Here is a 23001-nt window from a genome sequence, read left to right as displayed (position 1 = left end):
TGCCCCCTGCAAGCCGTCGCCGACGCTCTCCTTTTCGAACAAGTACGCGATCCTGTCGCCTTCTCTGCGGCGCGGCCTCATTAAGCCAAAAGCTTAATTTCTCCCCCCTCCATAAATGATTACGTCATTCCTATATGAATCTGACTGAACTCAAGCAAAAGCCGATTACCGAACTGCTCGAATTGGCCGAACAGATGGGCATAGAAAATATGGCCCGTTCGCGCAAGCAGGATGTGATTTTCTCCCTGCTGAAAAAGCACGCGAAAAGCGGCGAGGAAATCTCCGGTGATGGCGTGCTGGAGATCCTCCAGGACGGCTTCGGCTTTCTCCGCTCTTCGGATGCCTCCTACCTGGCCGGCCCGGACGATATCTACGTCTCGCCGAGCCAGATCCGCCGCTTCAACTTGCGCACCGGTGACACCATCGTCGGCAAGATCCGTCCGCCGAAGGAAGGTGAGCGTTATTTCGCTCTGCTCAAGGTCGACACGATCAACTTCGATCGTCCGGAAAACGCGAAGAACAAGATTCTCTTTGAGAACCTGACCCCGCTGTTCCCGACCGTGCGCATGAAGATGGAAGCCGGTAACGGTTCCACCGAAGACTTGACCGGTCGTGTGATCGATCTTTGCGCACCGATCGGCAAAGGCCAGCGCGGCCTGATCGTGGCACCGCCGAAAGCCGGCAAGACGATCATGTTGCAGAACATTGCGGCGAACATCACCCGCAACAACCCGGAAGTGCACCTGATCGTCCTGCTGATCGATGAGCGTCCGGAAGAAGTGACCGAAATGCAGCGCACCGTGCGCGGCGAAGTGGTTGCCTCGACGTTCGACGAGCCGCCAACCCGTCACGTGCAAGTGGCCGAAATGGTCATCGAGAAGGCCAAGCGCCTGGTCGAGCACAAGAAGGACGTGGTGATCCTGCTCGACTCCATCACCCGTCTGGCGCGTGCCTACAACACCGTGATCCCGAGCTCCGGCAAGGTCCTGACCGGTGGTGTCGATGCCCACGCCCTGGAGAAGCCAAAACGTTTCTTCGGTGCCGCGCGTAACATCGAGGAAGGCGGTTCGCTGACCATCATCGCCACCGCGCTGGTTGAAACCGGCTCGAAGATGGACGAAGTGATCTACGAAGAGTTCAAGGGTACCGGTAACATGGAACTGCCGCTGGACCGCAAGATCGCTGAAAAGCGCGTCTTCCCGGCGATCAACATCAACCGTTCCGGCACCCGCCGCGAAGAGTTGCTGACCGCCGACGACGAGTTGCAGCGCATGTGGATCCTGCGCAAGCTGCTGCATCCGATGGATGAAGTCGCGGCCATCGAGTTCTTGATCGACAAGCTGAAACAGACCAAGACCAACGATGAGTTCTTCCTCTCGATGAAACGCAAGTAAGTCGAGCAGGGCCGCAAAAGCCGGGGAAACCCGGCTTTTTGCTGTCTGGGCATTGTTCGATTGCGCGGTATCGGGGCGAACCGGGTAAACTGCCCACCCCGAACGCCACGGATCTACGAGGCTCACGCATGCAGTATCGCGACTTGCGCGACTTTATCAGCGGCCTGGAACAGCGCGGCGAACTCAAGCGCATCCAGGTTCCAGTGTCGCCTATCCTGGAGATGACCGAGGTCTGCGACCGCACCCTGCGGGCCAAGGGGCCGGCGTTGCTGTTCGAAAATCCCACCGGTTTTGATATCCCGGTACTCGGCAACCTGTTCGGCACGCCCGAGCGCGTGGCCCTGGGCATGGGCGCCGAAGCGGTCAGCGAACTGCGGGAAATCGGCAAGCTGCTGGCCTTCCTCAAGGAACCGGAGCCGCCCAAGGGGCTCAAGGATGCCTGGTCCAAGCTGCCGATCTTCCGCAAGATCATTGCCATGGCGCCGAAAGTGGTCAAGGACGCGCCCTGCCAGGAAATCATCATCGAGGGCGATGACGTCGACCTCGGCAAGTTGCCGGTCCAGCATTGCTGGCCGGGCGATGTCGCGCCGCTGATCACCTGGGGCCTGACGGTGACCAAGGGGCCGAACAAGGACCGCCAGAACCTCGGCATCTATCGCCAGCAGGTGATCGCTCGCAACAAGGTGATCATGCGTTGGCTCAGCCACCGTGGCGGCGCGCTGGATTACCGCGAGTGGTGCGAAAAGCATCCAGGCCAGCCGTTCCCGGTGTCCGTGGCCCTGGGTGCGGATCCGGCGACCATTCTCGGCGCGGTGACCCCGGTGCCGGACAGCCTTTCCGAATACGCCTTTGCCGGTCTCCTGCGGGGCAACCGCACCGAGCTGATCAAGTGCCGCGGCAATGACCTGCAAGTACCGGCCTCGGCGGAAATCGTCCTCGAGGGCGTGATCCATCCGGGCGAGATGGCGCCGGAAGGCCCGTATGGCGACCACACTGGCTATTACAACGAAGTCGATAATTTCCCGGTGTTTACCGTCGAGCGCATCACCCACCGGATCAAACCGATCTACCACAGCACCTACACCGGTCGGCCACCGGATGAGCCGGCGATTCTCGGCGTGGCGCTGAACGAAGTGTTCGTACCGATCCTGCAGAAGCAATTCCCGGAAATCACCGACTTCTACCTGCCACCGGAAGGTTGCTCGTACCGCATGGCCATCGTCACCATGAAGAAGTCGTATCCGGGCCACGCCAAGCGCGTCATGTTGGGTGTCTGGTCGTTTTTGCGACAGTTCATGTATACCAAGTTCGTTATCGTCACCGACGACGATATCAACGCCCGCGACTGGAACGACGTGATCTGGGCCATCACCACGCGCATGGACCCCAAGCGCGATACGGTGATGATCGATAACACGCCGATCGACTACCTCGACTTCGCCTCGCCGGTCTCCGGCCTGGGCTCGAAGATGGGGCTCGATGCCACGCACAAATGGCCCGGCGAGACCACACGTGAGTGGGGCCGGGTGATCGTCAAGGATGAGGCCGTGACCCGACGGGTCGATGCCATTTGGAATCAGTTAGGAATAGATTGATGCGTGTGACCTTGCAGCCGTCCGGCGCCGTGCTTGAGATACGGCCCGGCGAGCGGATTCTCGACGGTGCCCGGCGCCTGGGTTATGACTGCCCGCAAAGCTGTCGCAATGGCAACTGCCATGTGTGCGCCGCGTTGCTGGTGGAAGGGCGGGTCGCGCAGGCTGGCGACGTGCGTGATCATGGCGAGTTCTACACTTGTATCGCAGAACCCCTGGAAGACTGTGTGGTGCTGTGGGATGGCGTGCTCGCGCAAGGAGAACTGCCGGTGCGCAAGTTGGCCTGTCAGTTGATCGAATGTGCCGAGATCGGCGGCGATGTCTGGCGTGTGCGCCTGCGGGCGCCGGCGGGCAAGCCGCCGCGTTATCACGCTGGCCAGTACCTGATGATCGAGCGCGACAACGGCGAGAAATCGGCGTTTTCCCTGGCCTCCGCGCCGCACGCCGGGCGTGACCTGGAGCTGCATGTACTGGTGCGCGAAGCCAGCGCCCAGAGCCTGATCGAGCAGTTGCAGCGCAATCGCATGGCGCGGGTCGAGTTGCCGTTCGGCGATACTCATCTGGCCCAATTGCCGGATGGACCGTTGGTGCTGATCGCGGCGGGCACTGGCATGGCGCAGATGAACAGCCTGATCGAGCATTGTCGTTCCACCGGCTTCCAGCACCCGGTGCACTTGTATTGGGGCGTGCGTCGGCCCGAGGATTTCTACACGTTGGAGCATTGGGAGGAGTGGAAGCAACTGCCGAACCTGTTCCTGCACAAGGTGGTCAGCGATTTGTGTGGCTGGGAAGGGCGTTGCGGCATGCTGCACGAGGCGGTCCGCGAAGATATTGCCGACCTGTCGGGGGTGAGTGTCTATGCCAGCGGCTCGCCGGCGATGATTTATGCAACGCTGGATGCGCTGGTGAACGCCGGGATGGATGCGCACCAGATGCGTGCCGATGTGTTTGCCTATGCGCCTAGGCCTTAGCGCCAGGCGTTTGATTTTTCTGTGCCTGCCCCATCGCCTTCGCGGCACCGCCGCGTCCCGACAAGCTCCGCTCCCACAAGGACGGATTCGTACGCAAGCTTTGTGTACGACTCAGGACTTAATGTGGGAGCGGAGCTTGCCCGCGAAGGCGTCCTCAAAATCGCTACAAATCCCTCAGAAACGCACCCCAGTGGTAATCATCGCCGCATTGAACCCCAGCAACACCACCTCCGCTGCCACCGGCCCGTAATGCGTACCAACCGAAGGAATGATCACCGGCGCAACGCCCAGGTGGTTCAACGGGATCTTGTCGCGGTACTGGCCTTTGTAGCCCTGCAGTAAACCGCCGGAGACCTTCAGATACACCGGATAATCGGCACTCTCGAAGCGCTTGCCAACATAGGCGTAATACGCGCGCTGGCTGAACGAGTTGCGAAACGTCGCCGCCCCATAGAGCAACCCCGAGGCTTCATTGCGTTCCAGGCCGATCAGGTCCTGGTGATTGTTGTGGTCCGGGTCCGGTGAGAAATGGCGGGTGAAGACGCTGGTTTGCAGGTACCAGAAACCCTTGTCACTGGCGTTCGAATCGTCCGGCGACTGGGCCCGGACGCTGGGCGCCAGCATAAACAGGCACAACACCTGGATAAGGAGTGATTTGTTCATGGTTGTTGGCCCCTGGTGAAAACGTAGCGATTGAAGTAGGCGGCCGTTATACGTAAGTCGCAATCGGATTGTCAGACCGTGGTCTCTGAAGTGTATGTAGGGTTTTTCCCGTACGCGATGTTTAGCTTATCGTTATGTGATTTTGATATTTAATTTATTTGTTACGGAACATTAAGCTATATATCCATCGGAGCACCGGCCTCTATCGAACCAGCAATGCCTACGCCAATAACGGCGGCAACCTGGCCTACAGCACTTTTTCGCGGTACGGTTACAGCGGTGCGTTTTATTACGGTAAAGTGACTTACAACTGGTAATGATCAGGAATCCCGCGCAATCCGCCATGACCGCCATCGATCCTGCATTGTCGAGTTTGGCCTATCCGCCGCGCCTGGAACTGGGGGCGCAATTGACCCACGAGCAACTGCTCTGCTCCATGCAGGCCACCATGGCCCGGCACAAGGGCGGAGCGGTCTGGCTATTTGCCTACGGCTCGTTGATCTGGCGCCCCGAGTGCTCTGCCGTGGAGCGGGTACGCGGGCGGGTTCACGGTTACCATCGGGGCTTGTACCTGTGGTCCCATGAACACCGGGGCACGCCGGAATTTCCGGGGTTGGTGTTCGGCCTGGATCGCGGCGGTTCCTGCAGCGGATTTGCCTATCGGCTTCCGGACGATCAGCTGGAGGCATCGCTCTATGCCCTGTGGCAGCGGGAGATGCCGGTGCCGTCCTATCGGCCGCACTGGCTCAATTGCCGCTTGGCCACGGGGCAGACGGTTCAGGCGTTGGGGTTCGTGCTGGAGCGGCACCTGCCCAGCTATGCCGGTAACCTGTCGGACCATGTGCTGAACCAGGTACTCGAAAGTGCTTGCGGGCGCTATGGCACCACCCGCGACTACGTTGAGCAGACCGCCAGCGCCTTGCGCAGCCACGCCATGCCGGATCGCAACCTGGAAGCGCGGCTCAAGCGCTGTCGTTCGGTCTCGCATTAAGCGGTTGCTCGGTCTGTTGAGTTTCGACTACGTCCTTGGATTGAATCCGGGCTGGCATCGTCAGCTGGGGCTTGCGGTGAGCCGGAAAGGACATGACCAGGTGTAGCGTCGCTCCCTCGCCGTGTCAGCCGGGAAATGGCGGTTCCTGGATTTTCTCGCTGCGGGACTCGATCAACTGACCTTGGTGGTCAAAGCGCAGCACGATCAGCCAGTCATACACATCCTCCGGCCAGCGCTTTTGCCCGGTCAGCTTTTTCGCATCGCCGCCGAAGGCTTCGATCAGGTTGTCGATATGCCCGTGGTGCCAGGCGATCAGCACCACCGGTACGCTGTTGTCCTTGCCCAGGGACTTGGCCAACTGGTCGACCTCGTCGTCGGCGTAGGGTTGTTCGATGGGCAGCTTCAGGCGTTGCGACAACGGCGTCAGGGTCAGGCGTGGGCGGTCGCTTTCCTTGCTGTCAGTGGTGGCAATCAGGCGTTGTGGGATCAGTTTTCCAGCGTCCAGTAGCAGAGGGTCAAAGTAGCTGGCGTAGGCCTGGGCCCGATGTTCGCCCGCCGGGCTGAGCCCGCGACCCTGGTCGGGTTTCTCCGCGTGGCGGACGATCAGCAGCGTGACATCGCGCAAGCCATCTGCCTTGTGGGCCATGGCCGGTGTCGCGAGTATCAGCGTGGATAAGGCGAATACGCCGGGGAGCAAGGTGTGCAGCAGTTTGAGCATGGAGGTGCCTCGATGGAGTGCAGGGGCGCGCTCGTGATGAGCGCGCCCGGGCCATGGGCAAAATATAGCGGTATTCAGGCGTCTTGCCGGGTGAAACCAGTGTCAGCGTCGCGGCTGCTCAACGCACCTGTACCACCACTTTACCGACGGCCTTGCGCTGGCCGAGGTCATTGATGGCCTGGGCGGTTTGCGCCAGTGGATAGGTCTGCGACACCAACGGCTTCAATTTACCCTCGGCGAACCAACTGAACAGTTGTTGGAAGTTGGCGGCGTTGTCCTGGGGCTGGCGCTGGGCGAACGAGCCCCAGAACACCCCGACCACCGCCGCGCCCTTGAGCAGCGCCAGGTTCACCGGCAGCTCCGGGATGCGCCCGCTGGCAAAGCCCACGACCAACAGGCGGCCGTTCCAGGCGATGGAGCGGATGGCCTGGTCGAACAGGTCGCCACCGACCGGGTCGTAGATCACGTCGGCGCCATTGCCGTCGGTCAGGCGCTTGATTTCGTCCTTGAGATTGTCCTGGCCATAGTTGATCAGTTCGTCGGCGCCAAGGGACTTGGCCACCGCGAGTTTCTCGGCGCTGCTGGCGGCGGCGATCACCCGGGCGCCCATGGCCTTGCCGATTTCCACGGCCGCCAGGCCCACGCCTCCGGAAGCGCCGAGCACCAGCAGGGTTTCCCCCGGTTGCAACTGCGCGCGCTGCTTGAGCGCGTGCATCGAGGTGCCGTAGGTCATGCTGAAGGCGGCGGCGGTAGTGAAATCCATGGCGGCGGGGATCGGCAGCACGTTATAGCCGGGCACTTTCACCTCCTCGGCGAAACTGCCCCAGCCGGTCAGGGCCATCACCCGGTCGCCGACCTTGAGATGGCTGATCTTTTCACCCACCGCGGCGACCACGCCGGCCGCCTCGCCACCCGGGGAAAACGGGAAGGGCGGCTTGAACTGGTACTTGCCCTCGATGATCAGCGTGTCCGGGAAATTCACCCCGGCGGCGTGCACCTGCAGCAGGATCTCGTTCTTCGCGGGCACCGGGCTGGCGACCTCTTCCAGCACCAGCGTTTCGGCGGGGCCGAAGGCTTTGCAGAGCACGGCTTTCATCGGGCTATTCCTTTGGGAGTGATGGCCGATAAGTGTAGGTGTGTGAGTCAAAGGGTCAACGAGCATGCCCCACCCTGATAGTCCGCCATAAGCTTTTGCTTGGGCAGGGCGGTGCGGGTCGCTATGCTAGGCCGCAAACCGGATAAGGAGCGAATTGTGAAAGCGTTGATCATGTTGATGTTGGCCTTGTCCCTGCCGCTGGCGGCAGTGGCGGCGGAAGAAGCCAAGGAAGGGGAAGCGGCGGGGCCGAAAGTCAGCTATATCAGCCTGACGCCGCCGTTTGTCGGTAACTATGGCCTCGATGGCAGTCCGAAACTCAAGGTCTACAAGGCCGACGTGGCCTTGCGCGTCACCGGTGAAGAGGCGGCCAAGGCGGTCAAGGCCAATGAACCGCTGATCCGTAACCAGTTGGTGGCGCTGTTCGCCCAGCAGACCGTGGAGTCGATGAGCAACGTCGAGGCCAAGGAAAAAATGCGTCAGGAAGCGCTGAAGCAGGTTCAGCAGGTGATGAACGATGAAACCGGCAAACCAGTGATCGAGGACCTGCTGTTCAATAACCTGATCGTTCAATAACGCTCAAGAGGCATACCGGGGCCCGCTCGCCACAAGACCGTGCTCGGCTTTAGCTGAGCGGCAACTCAGGACGCCAGGCTCTTACGGAAGCGCGCCAGCGCTATCGCGAAGAACAGCAGGCCGATGGCGGCCAGCGCCAGCACATCCGGCCAGACCACGCTGATTCCCGCATCGCGGAACAGAATGGCCGCGCTCAGGCTGACGAAGTGTGTCGACGGCGAGCCCTGCATCACCCATTGCAGCCAGGTCGGCATGCTGTCCAGCGGCGTGCTGCCGCCGGACAGCAGGAGCATGGGGATAATCACCGGGATCGCCAGCAGGCCGAACTGCGGGGTCGAGCGCGCGAGGGTCGCAAGGAAGATGCCGAGTGCCGTGCTGGCGAACAGATACAGTGCCGTCACGCCCAGGAACAACCCCAGCGAGCCGGCCAACGGCACACCCAGCGCGCCCTTGACGATCACCTCCAGCGACACCCAGGTGCAGATCACCACCACCAGCAGGTTGCTCCAGATTTTCGCCAGCATGATTTCCAGGGCTGTGAGCGGCAGCACCAGCAGGTGGTCCAGAGTGCCGTGCTCGCGCTCGCGCAGCAGCGCGGTGCCGGTGAGGATGATTGCCAGGATGGTGATGTTGTTGACGATCTGGATCACCGCCAGGAACCAGCCGCCCTCCAGGTTGGAGTTGAACAATGCCCGGCTGGTCAGTAGCACCGGTGTCTGGCTCGTGGCTTCGGCCTGGCCGCTGTAGTCGAGGAGTTCGCGCTGGAAGATCCGCCCGATATAGCCGGCGCCCATGAACGCCTGGCTCATGGCGGTGGCGTCGACGTTGACCTGCACGGTGGGTGAGCGTCCGGCCAGCAGGTCGCTCTGGAAGTTGGCCGGCACATTGATCACGAAGGTGTACTGGCCGTTGTCCAGGGCCGCGTCCAGGCGGTCGTAGGCCAGCGCCGCCGGGTGCTGGAATTCCGGCGGTTGCAGGGCATCGCCCAGTTTGCGCGACAGTGCACCGCGGTCCTCGTCCACCAGGGCGACGCTGGCGTTGTGCACGCCGATCACCGAACCGGCCGCGGGCATGTAGATCGCCACGCTGAAGGCATAGAACAGGAATAGCAGCAGGACGCTGTCATGGCGCAGGCTGGTCAGTTCCTTGAGGCCCAGGCGCAGGATATGGGCGAGCTTGTGCATCAGGCCTCCTGCTTCTTGAGCATGATCAGGCTCAGGCCGGTAAAGGCGACGAAGAATCCGAACAGCGCCAGGCACTGCGGCCATAGCTGGCGCAGATCCAGGGCCTTGGTGAAGGTGCCGACGGCGATGTCGAGGAAGTGCCCGGCGGGGAACAGCATGCCCATCAACGCGGCGCCGCCGTCCAACGACGAGCGCGGTACGATCAATCCGGAGAACTGGATGGTCGGCAGGCTGGTGATGATCATGGTGCCAAGGATCGCGGCGATCTGGGTGCGGGTGAACGCCGAGATCAGCAGGCCCATGCCGGTGGTCGCCAGCACATAGAGCACGCCGCCCAGGGCCAGGGTCAGGCCGCTGCCCTTGAACGGCACGCCGAACAGCCAGCGGTTCATCGCCACCAGCAGGCCCAGGTTGACCAGGCTGACCGCCAGGTAAGGCGCCTGCTTGCCCAGCAGGAATTCCAGGCGAGTCAACGGCGTGGCATAGAAGTTGGTAATCGAACCGAGTTCCTTCTCGCGGACAATGCCCAGGGCAGTGAGCATCGCCGGGATAAAGGCCAGGATCAACGCCATGACGCCGGGGCCGATGGCGTTTACGCTGACCACGTCCTGGTTGTAGCGAAAGCGCGTTTCCAGACGGGCGGCAGGGCGGGCGTCGTAGGCCGGGCTGCTTTGCGCCGCCAGTTGTTCGAGGTTGGCCTGGTGCACGGCTTCGACATAGTTGCGGCTGGTTTCGGCGCGGAACGGCATGCCGCCGTCCAGCCAGGCGGCCACCGTGGGCTGGCGCCCGGCATACAGGTCGCGGCCGAAGCCCGGAGGGATCTCCAGGGCCAGCTTGATCTCCGAGCGTTGCAGGCGCTGGTGCAGTTGCGCGGCATCGCGGATCGGCGGTTTCTCATCGAAGTAGCGCGAGCCGCGGAAGGCTTCCAGGTAGGCCCGGCTTTGTGGCGTCTGGTCCTGGTCATAGACGGCGAAGGCAAGGTTCTCCACGTCCAGGGAAATCCCGTAGCCGAAGATCACCATCATGAACAGCGAGCCCAGCAGGGCGAAGGCCAGCCGGACCTTGTCACGCAGCAGTTCCTTGCCTTCACGGCTGGCCACGGCCAGCAAGCGCGCGGGACTGAAGCCGGTCTTGTTCGGTGCCAGGCTGGACGCCGCTGGCACCGTGTCATCGCTGGTGGTCTGCGGTTCCGGCGAACCGCCCTGCGCCTGCTCCAGGCAGCGGACAAAGGCAGCCTCCAGCGTGTCGCCGTGGAACTGCCGTTGCAGGGCGTCCGGGGTGTCGCAGGCGAGCACCTGGCCGGCATGCATCAAGGAAATACGGTCGCAGCGCTGGGCTTCGTTCATGAAGTGGGTGGAGAGAAAAATCGTCACCCCCTGTTCCCGGGACAGTTCGATCAACAGGCGCCAGAAATCGTCCCGCGCCGCCGGATCGACCCCGGAAGTGGGTTCGTCGAGGATCAGCACTTCCGGGCGATGCAGCACTGCCACCGCCAGTGACAGGCGCTGACGCAGGCCCAGGGGGAGGGCCGCGGACGGTTGGTCGGCGATCTCGCCGAGGTTGAAGCGCTGGATCAGTGCCTCGATCCGTGTCGAGCTGTCGGCCTTGGGCAGGTCGAACAAGCGCGCGTGCAGTTCAAGGTTCCGTCGCGTGCTGAGTTCGCCATACAGCGAGAAACTCTGGGACATGAAACCGACCCGCTTGCGGGTCGCCAGGTCCGCGGCGTCCACCGGTTTGCCGAGCAGCGTGGCGCGGCCTTCGCTGGCCGGCATCAGGCCGGTGAGGACCTTCATGGTGGTGGTCTTGCCGCAGCCGTTGGAACCGAGAAAGCCGAAGATCTCGCCGCGACCGATGGCGAAGCTGACCTTGTTTACCGCGGTGAAATCGCCGAAGCGCAGGGTCAGTTCGTGGGCTTCAATGGCGATTTCGGTCTGGCCGGCGTCCCGCGGCGGGATCACCAGGGGCTGGTTGTCGTGGCCGCTGTCGCCCTGGAAATGGGTGAAGGCGTCATCGAGCTTGCCGCTCGCGGTGCTGGCGGCCAGTTCCTGGCTCAGGCCCGCGGCGATCAGGCGGCCACGGTCGAGCATCAGGCAATGCTCGAACTGTTCGGCCTCCTCCATATAGGCGGTTGCCACCAGCAGCGTCAGTTGCGGGCGCTGGCGGCGGAACTCATCCACCAGTTCCCAGAAGCGCCGCCGGGACAGCGGGTCGACGCCGGTGGTGGGCTCGTCGAGGATCAGCAGGTCGGGGTCGTGGATCAGTGCGCAGCACAGGCCGAGCTTCTGCTTCATACCGCCGGAGAGTTTGCCGGCTGGCCGCTCGCTGAAGTGCTCCAGGTCGGTGGCGCGCAGCAGGTTGTGCATGCGCAGGTTGCACTCGGCTTTCCCCAGTCCGAACAGCGTGGCGAAGAAACGGATGTTCTCGCTGATCGACAAGTCGGGGTAAAGGTTGCCACCCAGGCCCTGGGGCATGAAGGCGATGCGCGGATACAGGCTGGCGCGGTGGCGGCGCTCGTCGATGGCGCCGCCGAGCACCTGCAACTGGCCTTGCTGGAGCTTCTTGACCCCGGCAATCAGCCCCAGCAGGCTGGATTTGCCCGCACCGTCCGGGCCGATCAGACCGCAACGGGTGCCGGCCGGCAGGCTGAAGGCGATGTCGACCAGGGCCTGTTGCTCGCCGTAGCGATGCTGGATACCACTGGCTTGCAGCGCCAGGCCGCTCATTTCAGGTTGACCGGCCAGTCCACGGGGCTCGTGCGCACGTAGCCGGCGCCGGGCATGCCGGGCTTGGCCTGGGGCGCGGCGGCGGGTTCGGTCAGGCGCAATTTGACCCGGAACACCAGTTTCTGCCGCTCGTCACGGGTTTCCACTTCCTTGGGGGTGAACTGCGACTTGGCGGCGACGAAGGCGACTTTCGCTGACAGGGGGTGTTCGGGCAGGGCGTCGAGCACGACCCGCGCTTCGTCGCCCTGGGTCAGGCGGCCGACCACGGAAGCAGGCAGGTAGAGGTTCATGTACTGGTCGCTGGGGTCGATCAGCAGCAACACCCGGCCACCGGCCCCGAGGACTTCCCCGGGTTCGGCCAGGCGCAGCTGGATAATCCCGTCGAGGGGCGCGCGCAGGCTGCTGTCGTCGATTTCGCTGGTCAACTGGGCGACCTGGGCCTGGGCCGCGCCGATGGCGGCGTTGGTGGCCGAGACCTGGGCCTTGGCGGCGGTCAGCGCGGCGTTGCTGGTGTCGTAGCGCGCCTGTTGCTGGTCGATCACCTGGCCGCTGGCGAAACCGCGCTGGGACAGTTCGCGAAAGCGCTTGAGCTCCTGGCCGGCCAGCAACAGTTCGCTCTGGCGCAGTTGCACGTTGGCCTGGTTCGCGGCGAAGTTCTCACGGGCCCGCAGCACTTCGGCTTCGGCCTGGTTGCGCTGGGCTTCGAGGGTGCGGGTGTCGAGGCGGGCGAGCAGTTGGCCCTGAGTGACCTTGTCGCCTTCGTCGACCAGCACCTCGGCCAGCCGACCCGGGGTCTTGCTGGCGATCTGTACTTCAGTGGCTTCGAGGCGACCGTTACCCACGCCGAGGCCTTCGGGCAGGCGGTCGTGAAGGGATTTCCAGTAGCCGAAGCCCCCGGCGGCGGCCAGCAGCACGAGCAGGGCGCCGGCGAAAAGGCGGGAACTACGTTGATTCATCGACATGGCGGCATCCTGCGTCAGTAGCGTCCAAGTTTGCGCGAATACGCGGCGAAACGCGTTGATATTGATCAAATGAGCGGCAAGCCCAACCTGAATCGGGCGCGGGGTGCATGGTTGGATACTGTGTTGTCAGTGCTGGCCTCTTCGCGGGCAAGCTCCGCTCCCACATTAGGTCAGTGTCGTGCACAAAATTCGTGATCGACACTGTACTGTGGTGTGGGAGCGGAGCTTGCCCGCGAAGAGGCCGTTGGATTCAGCGCAAAGCCAGAAGCGCTGCCCACTGCCCGGGTGTGACCGGCATCACCGACAATCGGCTACCTTTCTGCACCAGCGGCATCTCCGCCAGCTCGGCCTGCTGCTTCAGGTAACCAAGCCCGAGCACCTTGTCAAAGGTCTCCACATGGGCGACCTGCAAGGCGCTCCAGGGATTCTTCTCGGCACTGGCCTTGGGGTCGTGATACGGGCTTTCGGGGTCCAGCGCCGTCGGGTCCGGATACGCCACCGCGACGATCCGGCCAATCCCGGCAATCCCCGGCTCCGGGAAACTGGAGTGATAGAAGAAAAACTCATCGCCCGGCGCCATCGCCCGCAGGAAATTGCGTGCCTGGTAATTGCGCACGCCATCCCAACGTGCCTCGCCGAGCTTGGCCAAGCCTTCGATGGACAGCTCGTCGGGCTCGGATTTCATCAGCCAATAGGCCATGGTTTTGCTCCTTGGGCAATTTGTCGGGCAATTTCACACACTAACCGACAGTCGGTTGACGCCAATGTTTGCGTAGTGCTTCACGTTATCGCAAAATGCCGGGATTTTAAGCTTGACGCTGCTGCACGGCCTAATAACGAAAACCGTTGCTGTCATCGTGGACCATTTGCCTAGGGGGGCAATCGATGAAACGCAAACCGGATTTACTATGGATTTTGGTGATTTTGTTCGGTTTGGGCGTAGTCACTACCGGCTATGCCCAGGGCCTTTGGTCCGGCAAGAAAGACCTGCCGGTGGAAGTCGTCCAGCCGCAGCCGCAGCATTCGACCCTGTTCAAGCGCTGATCCCGGCGGCTCTTGCCGGATCGAGCCGATTGGTTATGGCGCGAAATACCAGGCGCGGTCGGTGACTGTGCCCTGTAACGGCACATCCCAGCTGGCCTGATTCAACTTCCCGACTTTCTGACATTCATGGGCCAGTCCCAGCAGCGTCGGCTTGCGCCAGCTTTGCCGGCGGGCCAGATACGCCAGGCTGCGATCATAGAAACCGCCGCCCATCCCCAGTCGCCCGCCTGCCACATCGAAACCCACCAGTGGCAGCAGCACCAGGTCCAGCGTCCAGACCTTGCGTTGCGCGGCCAGCTTGACCCGTGGCTCAAGAATCCGAAAGCGATTGGGCTGCAATTTTTCCCCTGGGCGAATGCGCTGGAACACCATCCGCGTGCGCGGCCAGGCGCTCAGCACCGGCAGATAAGTCTGCTTGCCGCGCCGTTGCGCTTCACGCAGCAGCAGGCGCGGATCGATTTCACCGTCGGTGGGCAGGTACAGGGAGATATGGCGGGCGCGGCGAAACAGCGGGTGTTGCGCCATTTGCCGATACAGGCCGCGGGCCGCCTGGCGTTGTTCGCTGGTGCTGAGCGCGCGGCGGGCCTGGCGCAGCAGGCGTCGAAGTTGCGGGCGGGAAGGCGGCGCAGGTTCGGTCGTCATGGTGTCTGGCTTGGGCAGTCGAGCGACCAGGACGGCAACTCGTTAACACCAATGCCGGCACTGATAGCCGGCAGTGGATTGAAATCAGGCTCCCCGACGTACCGCTGTCGGCTTAGCCCTTGAACCCGAGAGTTCAAGGTGGAAGTTGCAGGAGGCCTTAAGGCTTTCCGTCTAGCGGACATGCGCACCGGCCCCAACGTGCAACTCCCGTGGTTTTGCGAATCGGCTCAGGGACATCACCAACTGGCAAGCACTCCAGGGAGTGGCATCAGTATACCCGAAACTGGCTGTAGGAATCAGCCTTTGCTGTTGTCCGGATCAGTGGACAGCGCCAAATCGACACGGTCGAGCAAATCCCGCACCTGTTCGCGAGTCGAGCCACTGGCCTGTACATCAGGGCGTTCCTGGCGGTGCAGCAGGTCGTGGGTAATGTTCAGCGCGGCCATCACGGCGATGCGGTCGGCACCGACGACTTTGCCGCTGCTGCGGATCTCGCGCATCTTGCCGTCCAGGTAGCGAGCGGCACTGACCAGGTTGCTGCGTTCTTCCTGTGGGCAGATGATCGAATATTCTTTATCGAGGATCTGCACGGTCACGTTATTGCTTGAACTCATGAGTCTTGCTCCAGGGCTTTGAGGCGCGAAATCATGGATTCGACCTTACGCCGGGCGATTTCGTTTTTTTCAATGAGGGTTGCGCGCTCCTCGCGCCAGGTCTTTTCCTGAGCTAGTAAGAGTCCGTTTTGGCTTTTTAGTTGCTCGACCCGGGTAATCAGCAGTTCGAGTCTGGCCATCAGCGCGTGCAGGTCGGTGTCTTCCATCGGGTATCCACTGAATATGACTGATGAACGGTAGTAAACACCGCGCGGAGCAAACGTTTGGACGGCCGATGGTCTGGCTCGTGCGCGAATGCTAGGATACAAGGCCTTCATTCTAGACATTGCGCCGCTTGGCGCCTAGCCGCCCATGCCTATTCAGAATTCCCCGTATAACGCCTTTGCCACCCTGCTGAGCACCAGCGGTCACCCGGTCTCACCGGCCGAACTGCACGGTCTGTTGCTCGGCCGCAGCTGCGCCGGTGCCGGCTTTGCCGCCGACAGCTGGCTGGTGGACGCCGCCGAACTGCTCGAAGGCGAACCGCAAGACAACGTGCGCAACGCCCTGATCGGCCTGCAAGAGATGGTCAAGGGTGAGCTTACCAGCGACGACATGACCGTTGTCCTGCTGCTGCCCAGCGACGACGCACCCCTGACCGAGCGCGCTATCGCCCTGGGCCAGTGGTGCCAGGGTTTCCTCGCCGGCTTCGGCCTGACCTACCGCGCCAACGCCTTGAGCGTCGAGGCCACCGAGGTGCTCCAGGACCTGGCGGCCATCGCCCAGGTGCAGGACGCCCTGGAAGAATCCGACGACGGCGAAAGCGATTACATGGAAGTCATGGAATACCTGCGGGTCGCGCCGCTGCTGTTGTTCACCGAAGTCAACAAACCGGCTGAACCGGCTGCCAAGCCTTCTCTGCACTAAGACGCCTTCAGACAGGGAGCTCCATCTGCTCATGATTCATATCCCGAAAGCGGAATACGCGCGGCGCCGCAAGGCCCTGATGGCGCAGATGGAACCCAACAGCATCGCGATCCTGCCGGCCGCCGCCGTGGCGATCCGCAATCGCGATGTCGAGCATGTCTATCGCCAGGACAGCGATTTCCAGTACCTGAGCGGTTTTCCCGAGCCCCAGGCGGTGATCGTGCTGATTCCCGGCCGACTCCATGGCGAATACCTGCTGTTCTGCCGCGAGCGCAATGTCGAGCGCGAGCTCTGGGACGGCCTGCGGGCCGGCCAGGAGGGCGCGATCCGCGACTTCGGCGCCGACGATGCCTTTCCGATCAACGATATCGACGACATTCTCCCGGGCCTGATCGAAGGGCGCGACCGGGTCTATTCGGCCATGGGCAGCAACCCGGAGTTCGACCGGCACCTGATGGAGTGGATCAACGTGATCCGTTCCAAGGCCCACCTCGGCGCGCAACCGCCGAACGAATTCGTTGCCCTGGATCATCTGCTGCACGACATGCGCCTGTATAAATCGGCGGCGGAAGTGAAGGTGATGCGCGAAGCCGCGGCGATTTCCTGCCGGGCCCATGTGCGGGCGATGCAGGCCAGCCGCGCCGGCCTGCATGAATTCAGCCTGGAAGCCGAGCTGGACTACGAGTTCCGCAAGGGCGGGGCGAAGATGCCGGCCTACGGCTCCATCGTCGCGACCGGGCGCAACAGCTGCATCCTGCATTACCAGCAGAATGACGCGCTGCTCAGGGACGGCGACCTGGTACTGATCGACGCCGGTTGCGAGATCGACTGCTATGCCAGCGATATCACTCGCACCTGGCCGGTCAGCGGGCGGTTTTCGCCGGAGCAGAAGGCGATCTACGAACTGGTGCTGGCGGCCCAGGAGGCGGCCTTTGCCGAGATCGCGCCGAACAAGCATTGGAACCAGGCCCACGAGGCCACGGTGCAGGTGATTACCGCTGGACTGGTGGCGCTGGGGCTGTTGCAGGGCAATGTCGACGAGCTGATCGCCGCCGAAGCCTACAAGGCCTTCTACATGCACCGTGCCGGCCATTGGCTGGGGATGGATGTGCATGATGTCGGCGACTACAAGGTCGGTGATCAATGGCGCGTGCTGGAGGTCGGCATGGCGCTGACCGTGGAGCCGGGGATCTATATCGCCCCGGACAACCCGAACGTGGCGAAGAAATGGCGAGGCATTGGTGTGCGCATTGAGGACGATGTAGTGGTGACCCGGCAAGGCTGTGAAATTCTGACCGGCGGGGCGCCCAAGACCGTCGCCGAGATCGAGGCATTGATGGCCGCTGCCCGGGCCGAAGCGGCATGAGCCGGGTCAATCTGGCGATCATCGGTGGTGGCCTGGTCGGTGCCAGCCTGGCGCTGGCCTTGCAGGCTGGGGCCAAGGCCCGGGGCTGGAAGATTGTCCTGATCGAGCCGTTCGCCCCCGGCGACAGCTACCAGCCCAGCTACGACGCACGTTCTTCGGCATTGTCCTTTGGCGCCCGGCAGATCTATCAGCGCCTGGGCGTGTGGCAGTCGATCAGCCAGCGGGCCGAGCCGATCAAGCAGATCCATGTGTCTGACCGTGGGCGTTTCTCCACGGCGCGCTTGTCCGCCATGGAAGAGGGCGTGCCGGCCCTCGGCTATGTGGTGGAGAACGCCTGGCTGGGGCAATGCCTGTGGCAGGCGCTGGACCAGGAGGTGATCAGCTGGCGCTGCCCGGCCGAAGTCACCCACCTGCAACCGCTGGAAGACGGCTATCGGCTGACCCTGGGCGATGAAACCCAGCTGGACTGCGACCTGGCGATACTGGCCGACGGCGGTCGCTCCGGGTTGCGCGAGCAGTTGGGGATCGGGGTGCGCAAACGGCCTTACCACCAGAGTGCCCTGATCGCCAATATCACCACCAGTGAAGTCCACAACGGCATGGCTTTCGAGCGGTTTACCGACGAAGGGCCGATGGCCCTGCTGCCGTTGCCGGAGAATCGCTGCGCGCTGGTCTGGACCCGGCAGGGGATGGATGCCCAGCGTCTGGCCGGACTGGACGAGCGCAGTTTCCTCGCGGAATTGCAGGGTGTGTTCGGTTATCGCCTGGGCACCTTGCGCCAGGTCGGTGCGCGGCATCTGTACCCGTTGAGCCTGGTGGAAGCCGAAGAACAGGTGCGGGCGCACCTGGTGGTGCTGGGCAACGCGGCCCACAGCCTGCATCCGATTGCCGGCCAGGGCTTCAACCTGTCCCTGCGCGATGCCCAGGCCCTGGCCGAGGCCTTGCTGGCAAGCACGGTGCCACTGGGCGACCTGGCCACCTTGCAGGCCTATCAGACGCGTCAGCGCCTCGACCAACAGCTCACGGTAGGCTTCTCCGACCAGGTCACCCGCCTGTTCGGCAACGCCCAGCCGCTGGTGGCCCTGGGGCGTAATATCGGCCTGCTGGGCCTCGACCTGCTACCGCCGGCCAAACGCTGGTTCGCCCGGCAGGCCATGGGCCTGGGTACCCGCTCCGATGTCTAGGACCTGCATCGACACCCCAAACCCTGTGGGAGCCGGCAAGCCGGCTCCCACAGGGGGCATGCTCACTCTTCACTACAGGCTTAAAGCATGGAAATGCGCGCAGATGTGCTGATTGTCGGGGCCGGAATGGTCGGAAGCGCCCTCGCCCTGGCGTTGAAAGACAGCGGGCTGGAGATTCTCCTGCTCGACGGCAGCCCCCTGAGCGTCAAGCCGTTCGACCCGCAGGCGGCCTTCGAACCGCGGGTCAGCGCCTTGTCCGCCGCCAGCCAGCGGATTCTCGAACGCCTTGGCGTCTGGGACGGGATCAGCGCCCGACGGGCCAGTCCGTACCGCGACATGCAGGTCTGGGACGGCAGCGGCACTGGGCAGATTCACTTCTCGGCGGCCAGCGTGCATGCCGAGGTGCTGGGGCATATCGTCGAGAACCGGGTGGTCCAGGATGCCTTGCTCGACCGCCTGCATGACTGCGACATGGGCCTGCTGGCCAACGCGCGCCTGGAGCAGATGCGCCGCTCCGGCGACGACTGGCTGCTGACCCTGGCCGATGGCCGCAAACTGCGCGCGCCCCTGGTGATCGCGGCGGATGGCGCCAATTCGGCGGTCCGTCGTTTGGCCGGCTGCGCCACCCGCGAATGGGACTATCTGCACCACGCCATCGTCACCAGCGTGCGCAGCTCGCGACCGCACCAGATGACCGCCTGGCAGCGCTTTACCGATGACGGCCCGCTGGCTTTCCTGCCGCTGGAGCGGGATGGGCAGCAGGACTGGTGCTCGATCGTCTGGTCGACCACGCCGGAGCAGGCGCAGCGCCTGATGCTGCTGGAAGAGGCAGATTTCTGCCGGGAGCTGGAGCGGGCTTTCGAAGGCCGGCTGGGCTCCGTGCTTTCGGCGGATGCGCGGCTCTGCGTGCCGCTGCGTCAGCGCCATGCCAAACGTTATGTGGCCGAAGGGCTGGCGCTGATCGGCGATGCGGCGCACACCATTCACCCATTGGCCGGCCAGGGCGTGAACCTGGGCTTCCTCGATGCGGCGGTGCTGGCGCAAGTGCTGTTGCATGCGTGCGAGCGCGGCGAGCGGCTGGCGGATGTGCGAGTGCTCAGCCGTTTCGAACGGCGACGCATGCCGCACAACCTGGCGCTGATGGCGGCGATGGAAGGCTTCGAGCGGTTGTTCCAGGCTGACTCGCTGGCGCTGCGCTGGCTGCGTAACACCGGCTTGAAGAGCGTCGAGCAGATGCCCGAGGCCAAGGCGCTGTTTGTGCGCCAGGCGCTGGGACTGACGGGCGATCTGCCGGAGTTGGCCAGGGCCTGATGGTTTTAGCGGGGCTTTTCGCGTTCTCACGGCCCTCATCGCGAGCAAGCTCGGCTCCTGCAGAGTGCGCGCGGACCACTATTTTGTGACCGGCCCCGGCCCTGTAGGAGCCGAGCTTGCTCGCGATGAACGATTACGCGGTCTCATGGGCAGGCCCCCGTGCAACATCTGGTAACTCCTCCGTCTACGGTTAGGTTTGAGAAGCGAAATGTGAGTCACTATCATTTCGCGCTCATTTCGAAATCGAGAGACCGCTCCCATGTCGGCACCCAAGCGTCTACTGACGGCCCTGGCCCTTTCCCTCATGGCCAGCACTGCCCACGCCGCCGACGAAGTGGTGGTCTACTCCTCGCGTATCGATGAACTGATCAAGCCGGTCTTCGACGCCTACACCGCGAAGACCGGGGTCAAGATCAAGTTCATCACCGACAAGGAAGCGCCGCTGATGCAGCGGATCAAGGCCGAAGGCGAGAACGCCAGTGCCGACCTGCTGCTCACAGTCGACGCCGGCAACCTCTGGCAGGCGGAGAAGATGGGTATCCTGCAGCCCTTCACGTCCAGGCTGATCGACGCCAATATTCCGCCGCAATACCGTTCGTCCGCCCATGAGTGGACTGGCCTGAGCCTGCGCGCGCGAACCCTGGCGTACTCCACTGAACGGGTCAAACCCGCCGACCTGAGCAGCTACGAAGCCCTCGCCGACAAGCGGTGGGAAGGCCGCCTGTGCCTGCGCACGGCGAAGAAGGTCTACAACCAGTCGCTGACCGCCAGCCTCATCGAAGTCCATGGCGCCGAGAAGACCGAGCAGATCCTCAAGGGCTGGGTCGGCAACCTGTCCACCGATGTGTTCTCCGACGATATCGCCGTGCTGCAGGCGATCAATGCCGGGCAGTGCGACGTCGGGATCGTCAACACCTACTACTACGGTCGCCTGCACAAGCAGAACCCGGACCTGGCGGTCAAACTGTTCTGGCCGAACCAGGGCGATCGCGGCGTGCATGTGAACCTCTCGGGCATCGGCCTGACCAGGCATGCGCCCCATCCCGAAGCGGCCAAGGCCCTGGTGGAATGGATGACCACCCCCGAGGCGCAGCGCATCTTCGCCGACGTGAATCAGGAGTTCCCGGCCAACCCGGCGGTGCCGCCTTCGGCGGAAGTGGCGAGCTGGGGCAAGTTCGCGCCCGATACCTTGCCGGTGGAGATCGCTGGCAAGCGCCAGGCCGAAGCCATCCGCCTGATGGATCGCGCTGGCTGGAACTGACCTGGTAGTAAGCCCCACACAAGCACCACTCCCCCAAGGAGCATCTTCGCCCGCCCCCTGGCGTACCCTTTACCGAGAATCCCCTTGGCCCATTCCGCTCAACGCCGCTGGTACCTTCCGGTATTCACTGTCGCCGCCCTGGTACTGCTGCCGCTGAGCGTGCTGCTGTTGTCCTGGCAGTCGATCGACCTGCAGATCTGGTCCCACCTCTGGGACACCCAGCTGCCACGCCTGCTGGGTAACACCCTGAGCCTGGTGCTGGGCGTCGGCCTCGGCGTCACCCTGCTGGGGGTGAGCCTGGCCTGGCTCACCAGCCTTTGCGAGTTCCCCGGTCGACGCTGGCTGGACTGGGCGCTGATGCTGCCGTTCGCCATCCCGGCCTATGTGCTGGCGTTTGTCTTTGTCGGCCTGCTGGATTTCGCCGGTCCGCTGCAGAGCCTGTTGCGCGAATGGTTCGGCAGTGGCCTGCGCCTGCCCCGGATCCGTTCCACCGGTGGGGTGATCCTGGTTCTGGTGCTGGTTTTCTACCCCTACGTCTACCTGCTCGCGCGCAGCGCCTTCATGGCCCAGGGCAAGGGCCTGATGGAAGCCGCCCGGGTGCTCGGGCAATCGCCCTGGCAGGCATTCTGGCGGGTGGCCCTGCCCATGGCCCGTCCGGCCATAGGCGCCGGCGTGGCCCTGGCGCTGATGGAGACCCTGGCGGATTTCGGTGCCGTCGCGGTGTTCAACTTCGACACCTTCACCACCGCCATCTACAAAACCTGGTACGGTTTCTTCAGTCTCTCCAGCGCCGCGCAGCTGGCCAGCCTGCTGCTGTTGGCGGTGATGCTGGTGCTCTACGGCGAACGCCGCGCCCGTGGCGCCGTGCGCACCGGCAATGAGCGCACGCGGGCCCAGCCGCTCTATCATCTGCGCGGTGCCAAGGCCCTGGCGGCCAGCGCCTGGTGCCTGCTGGTATTCGCCTGCGCCTTCGTCATCCCGCTGCTGCAACTGCTGGTCTGGTTCTGGCAACGCGGCCGCTTCGATCTCGACGAGCGCTACACCGGATTGATCCTGCACACCCTGTACCTGGGCGTCATGGCGGCGTTGATTACCGTCAGCGTGGCCCTGTTGCTGGCCTTTGCCCGCCGACAGGCGCCGACCCGAGTCATCCGTTCCGGGGTCAGCCTGGCCAATCTTGGCTATGCGCTGCCGGGTTCGGTGCTGGCGGTGTCGATCATGCTCGCGTTCAGCTATCTGGACCGGGTACTGGTGATCCCGCTGTCGAGCTGGCTGGGCGGGACCGGTAAGCCGTTGCTGCTGGGCAGCCTGTCGGCCTTGCTGCTGGCCTATCTGGTGCGGTTTATCGCAGTGGCCTATGGGCCGCTGGAAAACAGCCTGGCGCGTATCCGGCCATCCTTGCCCGAGGCGGCGCGTAGCCTTGGTGTCAGTGGGCCACTATTGTTTTGCCAAGTGTATCTGCCGTTATTGCTGCCCGGTGCCTTGAGCGCGGCGTTGTTGGTGTTCGTCGATGTACTCAAGGAAATGCCCGCCACCTTGCTGATGCGCCCGTTTGGCTGGGACACGCTGGCGGTGCGGATCTTCGAAATGACCAGTGAAGGGGAGTGGGCGCGGGCGTCGCTGCCGGCCTTGACGCTGGTGCTGGTCGGCCTGTTGCCGGTGATCGGCTTGATTCGCCGTTCGGCGCATCGAATCGGCTAGGTGTCATGGCTCCCCCTTGCGGCTACAATGCGCGGCATTCGGTGCGGTCCGTCTGACAGACCGGGTACGAAACAGGACTCAAGGCCCCATCCATAAAGGGCTCAA

At 63.3% G+C, this 23001-nt stretch carries 22 protein-coding genes and 1 other RNA gene; 12 read left to right on the top strand and 11 right to left on the bottom strand.

Annotation, left to right across the window (positions count from 1 at the left end):
- The first annotated feature begins 134 nt into the window (after window positions 1-134).
- From rho to AC07VG_RS31330, 3 genes are all read left to right on the top strand, one after another.
- Window positions 135-1394, top strand: coding sequence for a transcription termination factor Rho (gene rho / locus AC07VG_RS31340; RefSeq protein WP_100942095.1), 1260 nt, complete (start codon window positions 135-137; stop codon window positions 1392-1394).
- A gap of 128 nt (window positions 1395-1522) precedes the next feature.
- Window positions 1523-2989 (top strand): 4-hydroxy-3-polyprenylbenzoate decarboxylase, encoded by a 1467-nt coding sequence (gene ubiD, locus AC07VG_RS31335; RefSeq protein ID WP_495000040.1) that lies wholly within the window; start codon window positions 1523-1525, stop codon window positions 2987-2989.
- Window positions 2989-3957 (top strand): CDP-6-deoxy-delta-3,4-glucoseen reductase, encoded by a 969-nt coding sequence (locus AC07VG_RS31330; protein WP_495000039.1) that lies wholly within the window; start codon window positions 2989-2991, stop codon window positions 3955-3957. Before ubiD ends, AC07VG_RS31330 begins: the two co-directional genes overlap by 1 nt.
- Window positions 3958-4131: 174 nt before the next feature.
- On the opposite strand, the gene AC07VG_RS31325 is transcribed toward AC07VG_RS31330, so the two are convergent.
- Window positions 4132-4581, bottom strand: a complete 450-nt coding sequence (locus AC07VG_RS31325; RefSeq protein WP_495000293.1) for a sn-glycerol-3-phosphate transporter — start codon at window positions 4579-4581, stop codon at window positions 4132-4134.
- Window positions 4582-4963: 382 nt separating this feature from the next.
- On the opposite strand from AC07VG_RS31325, the gene AC07VG_RS31320 reads away from it, so the two are divergent.
- Window positions 4964-5611 carry a gamma-glutamylcyclotransferase gene (locus AC07VG_RS31320; protein WP_495000292.1) on the top strand — a complete coding sequence of 216 codons (648 nt, stop codon included), beginning with the start codon at window positions 4964-4966 and terminating at the stop codon, window positions 5609-5611.
- A gap of 124 nt (window positions 5612-5735) precedes the next feature.
- On the opposite strand, the gene AC07VG_RS31315 is transcribed toward AC07VG_RS31320, so the two are convergent.
- Together AC07VG_RS31315 and AC07VG_RS31310 are read right to left on the bottom strand one after the other, a co-directional pair.
- Window positions 5736-6329 (bottom strand): flagellar basal body-associated protein FliL, encoded by a 594-nt coding sequence (locus tag AC07VG_RS31315; protein ID WP_495000038.1) that lies wholly within the window; start codon window positions 6327-6329, stop codon window positions 5736-5738.
- 118 nt (window positions 6330-6447) lie between these two features.
- Window positions 6448-7425, bottom strand: coding sequence for an NADPH:quinone oxidoreductase family protein (locus AC07VG_RS31310; protein ID WP_495000037.1), 978 nt, complete (start codon window positions 7423-7425; stop codon window positions 6448-6450).
- 156 nt (window positions 7426-7581) lie between these two features.
- Here AC07VG_RS31310 and AC07VG_RS31305 point away from each other — a divergent pair, with 156 nt between their 5' ends.
- Window positions 7582-7998: a flagellar basal body-associated protein FliL gene (locus AC07VG_RS31305; RefSeq protein ID WP_495000036.1), complete on the top strand. Its 417-nt coding sequence runs from the start codon at window positions 7582-7584 to the stop codon at window positions 7996-7998.
- 65 nt (window positions 7999-8063) lie between these two features.
- On the opposite strand, the gene AC07VG_RS31300 is transcribed toward AC07VG_RS31305, so the two are convergent.
- The 4 genes from AC07VG_RS31300 to AC07VG_RS31285 all read right to left on the bottom strand — a co-directional run bounded on the left by AC07VG_RS31300 (window position 8064) and on the right by AC07VG_RS31285 (window position 13567).
- The gene (locus AC07VG_RS31300; protein ID WP_495000035.1) at window positions 8064-9182 is read right to left on the bottom strand and encodes an ABC transporter permease; all 1119 of its coding nucleotides are present in this window, start codon (window positions 9180-9182) and stop codon (window positions 8064-8066) included.
- Window positions 9182-11905 carry a ribosome-associated ATPase/putative transporter RbbA gene (gene rbbA / locus AC07VG_RS31295; protein ID WP_495022430.1) on the bottom strand — a complete coding sequence of 908 codons (2724 nt, stop codon included), beginning with the start codon at window positions 11903-11905 and terminating at the stop codon, window positions 9182-9184. Before rbbA ends, AC07VG_RS31300 begins: the two co-directional genes overlap by 1 nt.
- A complete protein-coding gene (locus AC07VG_RS31290; RefSeq protein WP_495000033.1) occupies window positions 11902-12867 on the bottom strand; it encodes an HlyD family secretion protein in 966 nt (321 codons plus the stop codon). The genes rbbA and AC07VG_RS31290 overlap by 4 nt, the downstream gene beginning before the upstream one ends.
- A 250-nt stretch (window positions 12868-13117) precedes the next feature.
- Window positions 13118-13567, bottom strand: coding sequence for an EVE domain-containing protein (locus AC07VG_RS31285; RefSeq protein WP_495022429.1), 450 nt, complete (start codon window positions 13565-13567; stop codon window positions 13118-13120).
- Window positions 13568-13752: 185 nt separating this feature from the next.
- Between AC07VG_RS31285 and AC07VG_RS31280 the strand changes: the two genes are divergently transcribed.
- On the top strand, window positions 13753-13911 hold the full coding sequence (locus AC07VG_RS31280) for a hypothetical protein (RefSeq protein WP_495000031.1): 159 nt from the start codon (window positions 13753-13755) through the stop codon (window positions 13909-13911).
- A 33-nt stretch (window positions 13912-13944) separates the two neighbouring features.
- On the opposite strand, the gene AC07VG_RS31275 is transcribed toward AC07VG_RS31280, so the two are convergent.
- The 4 genes from AC07VG_RS31275 to AC07VG_RS31260 all read right to left on the bottom strand — a co-directional run bounded on the left by AC07VG_RS31275 (window position 13945) and on the right by AC07VG_RS31260 (window position 15373).
- Window positions 13945-14553, bottom strand: a complete 609-nt coding sequence (locus AC07VG_RS31275; protein ID WP_495000030.1) for a 5-formyltetrahydrofolate cyclo-ligase — start codon at window positions 14551-14553, stop codon at window positions 13945-13947.
- Window positions 14554-14639: 86 nt separating this feature from the next.
- Window positions 14640-14818, bottom strand: a non-coding RNA gene (gene ssrS, locus AC07VG_RS31270) — 6S RNA.
- Window positions 14819-14849: 31 nt separating this feature from the next.
- Window positions 14850-15167 (bottom strand): cell division protein ZapA, encoded by a 318-nt coding sequence (locus tag AC07VG_RS31265; RefSeq protein ID WP_495000029.1) that lies wholly within the window; start codon window positions 15165-15167, stop codon window positions 14850-14852.
- Entirely contained in the window at window positions 15164-15373 is a 210-nt protein-coding gene (locus tag AC07VG_RS31260) for a TIGR02449 family protein (RefSeq protein ID WP_100942079.1), read from the bottom strand. Before AC07VG_RS31260 ends, AC07VG_RS31265 begins: the two co-directional genes overlap by 4 nt.
- Before the next feature lie 145 nt (window positions 15374-15518).
- Here AC07VG_RS31260 and AC07VG_RS31255 point away from each other — a divergent pair, with 145 nt between their 5' ends.
- The 6 genes from AC07VG_RS31255 (at window position 15519) to AC07VG_RS31230 (ending at window position 22896) form a co-directional block, all read left to right on the top strand.
- Entirely contained in the window at window positions 15519-16073 is a 555-nt protein-coding gene (locus AC07VG_RS31255) for a YecA/YgfB family protein (RefSeq protein WP_495000028.1), read from the top strand.
- A 31-nt stretch (window positions 16074-16104) separates the two neighbouring features.
- Complete coding sequence (gene pepP, locus AC07VG_RS31250) at window positions 16105-17439, top strand: Xaa-Pro aminopeptidase (RefSeq protein ID WP_495000027.1); 1335 nt, start codon at window positions 16105-16107, stop codon at window positions 17437-17439.
- The gene (ubiH, locus tag AC07VG_RS31245) at window positions 17436-18623 is read left to right on the top strand and encodes a 2-octaprenyl-6-methoxyphenyl hydroxylase (protein ID WP_495000026.1); all 1188 of its coding nucleotides are present in this window, start codon (window positions 17436-17438) and stop codon (window positions 18621-18623) included. Before pepP ends, ubiH begins: the two co-directional genes overlap by 4 nt.
- A gap of 93 nt (window positions 18624-18716) precedes the next feature.
- Complete coding sequence (locus AC07VG_RS31240) at window positions 18717-19934, top strand: 2-octaprenyl-3-methyl-6-methoxy-1,4-benzoquinol hydroxylase (RefSeq protein WP_495000291.1); 1218 nt, start codon at window positions 18717-18719, stop codon at window positions 19932-19934.
- 259 nt (window positions 19935-20193) lie between these two features.
- Window positions 20194-21195, top strand: coding sequence for an extracellular solute-binding protein (locus tag AC07VG_RS31235; RefSeq protein ID WP_495022428.1), 1002 nt, complete (start codon window positions 20194-20196; stop codon window positions 21193-21195).
- 84 nt (window positions 21196-21279) lie between these two features.
- A complete protein-coding gene (locus AC07VG_RS31230; RefSeq protein WP_495022427.1) occupies window positions 21280-22896 on the top strand; it encodes an ABC transporter permease in 1617 nt (538 codons plus the stop codon).
- Window positions 22897-23001: the final 105 nt, after the last annotated feature.

Source organism: Pseudomonas sp. GW821-FHT03C07 (assembly GCF_059420925.1).
The sequence above is the reverse complement of the archived record's forward strand: the minus strand, read 5'-3'. Positions and strand labels throughout refer to the sequence as shown.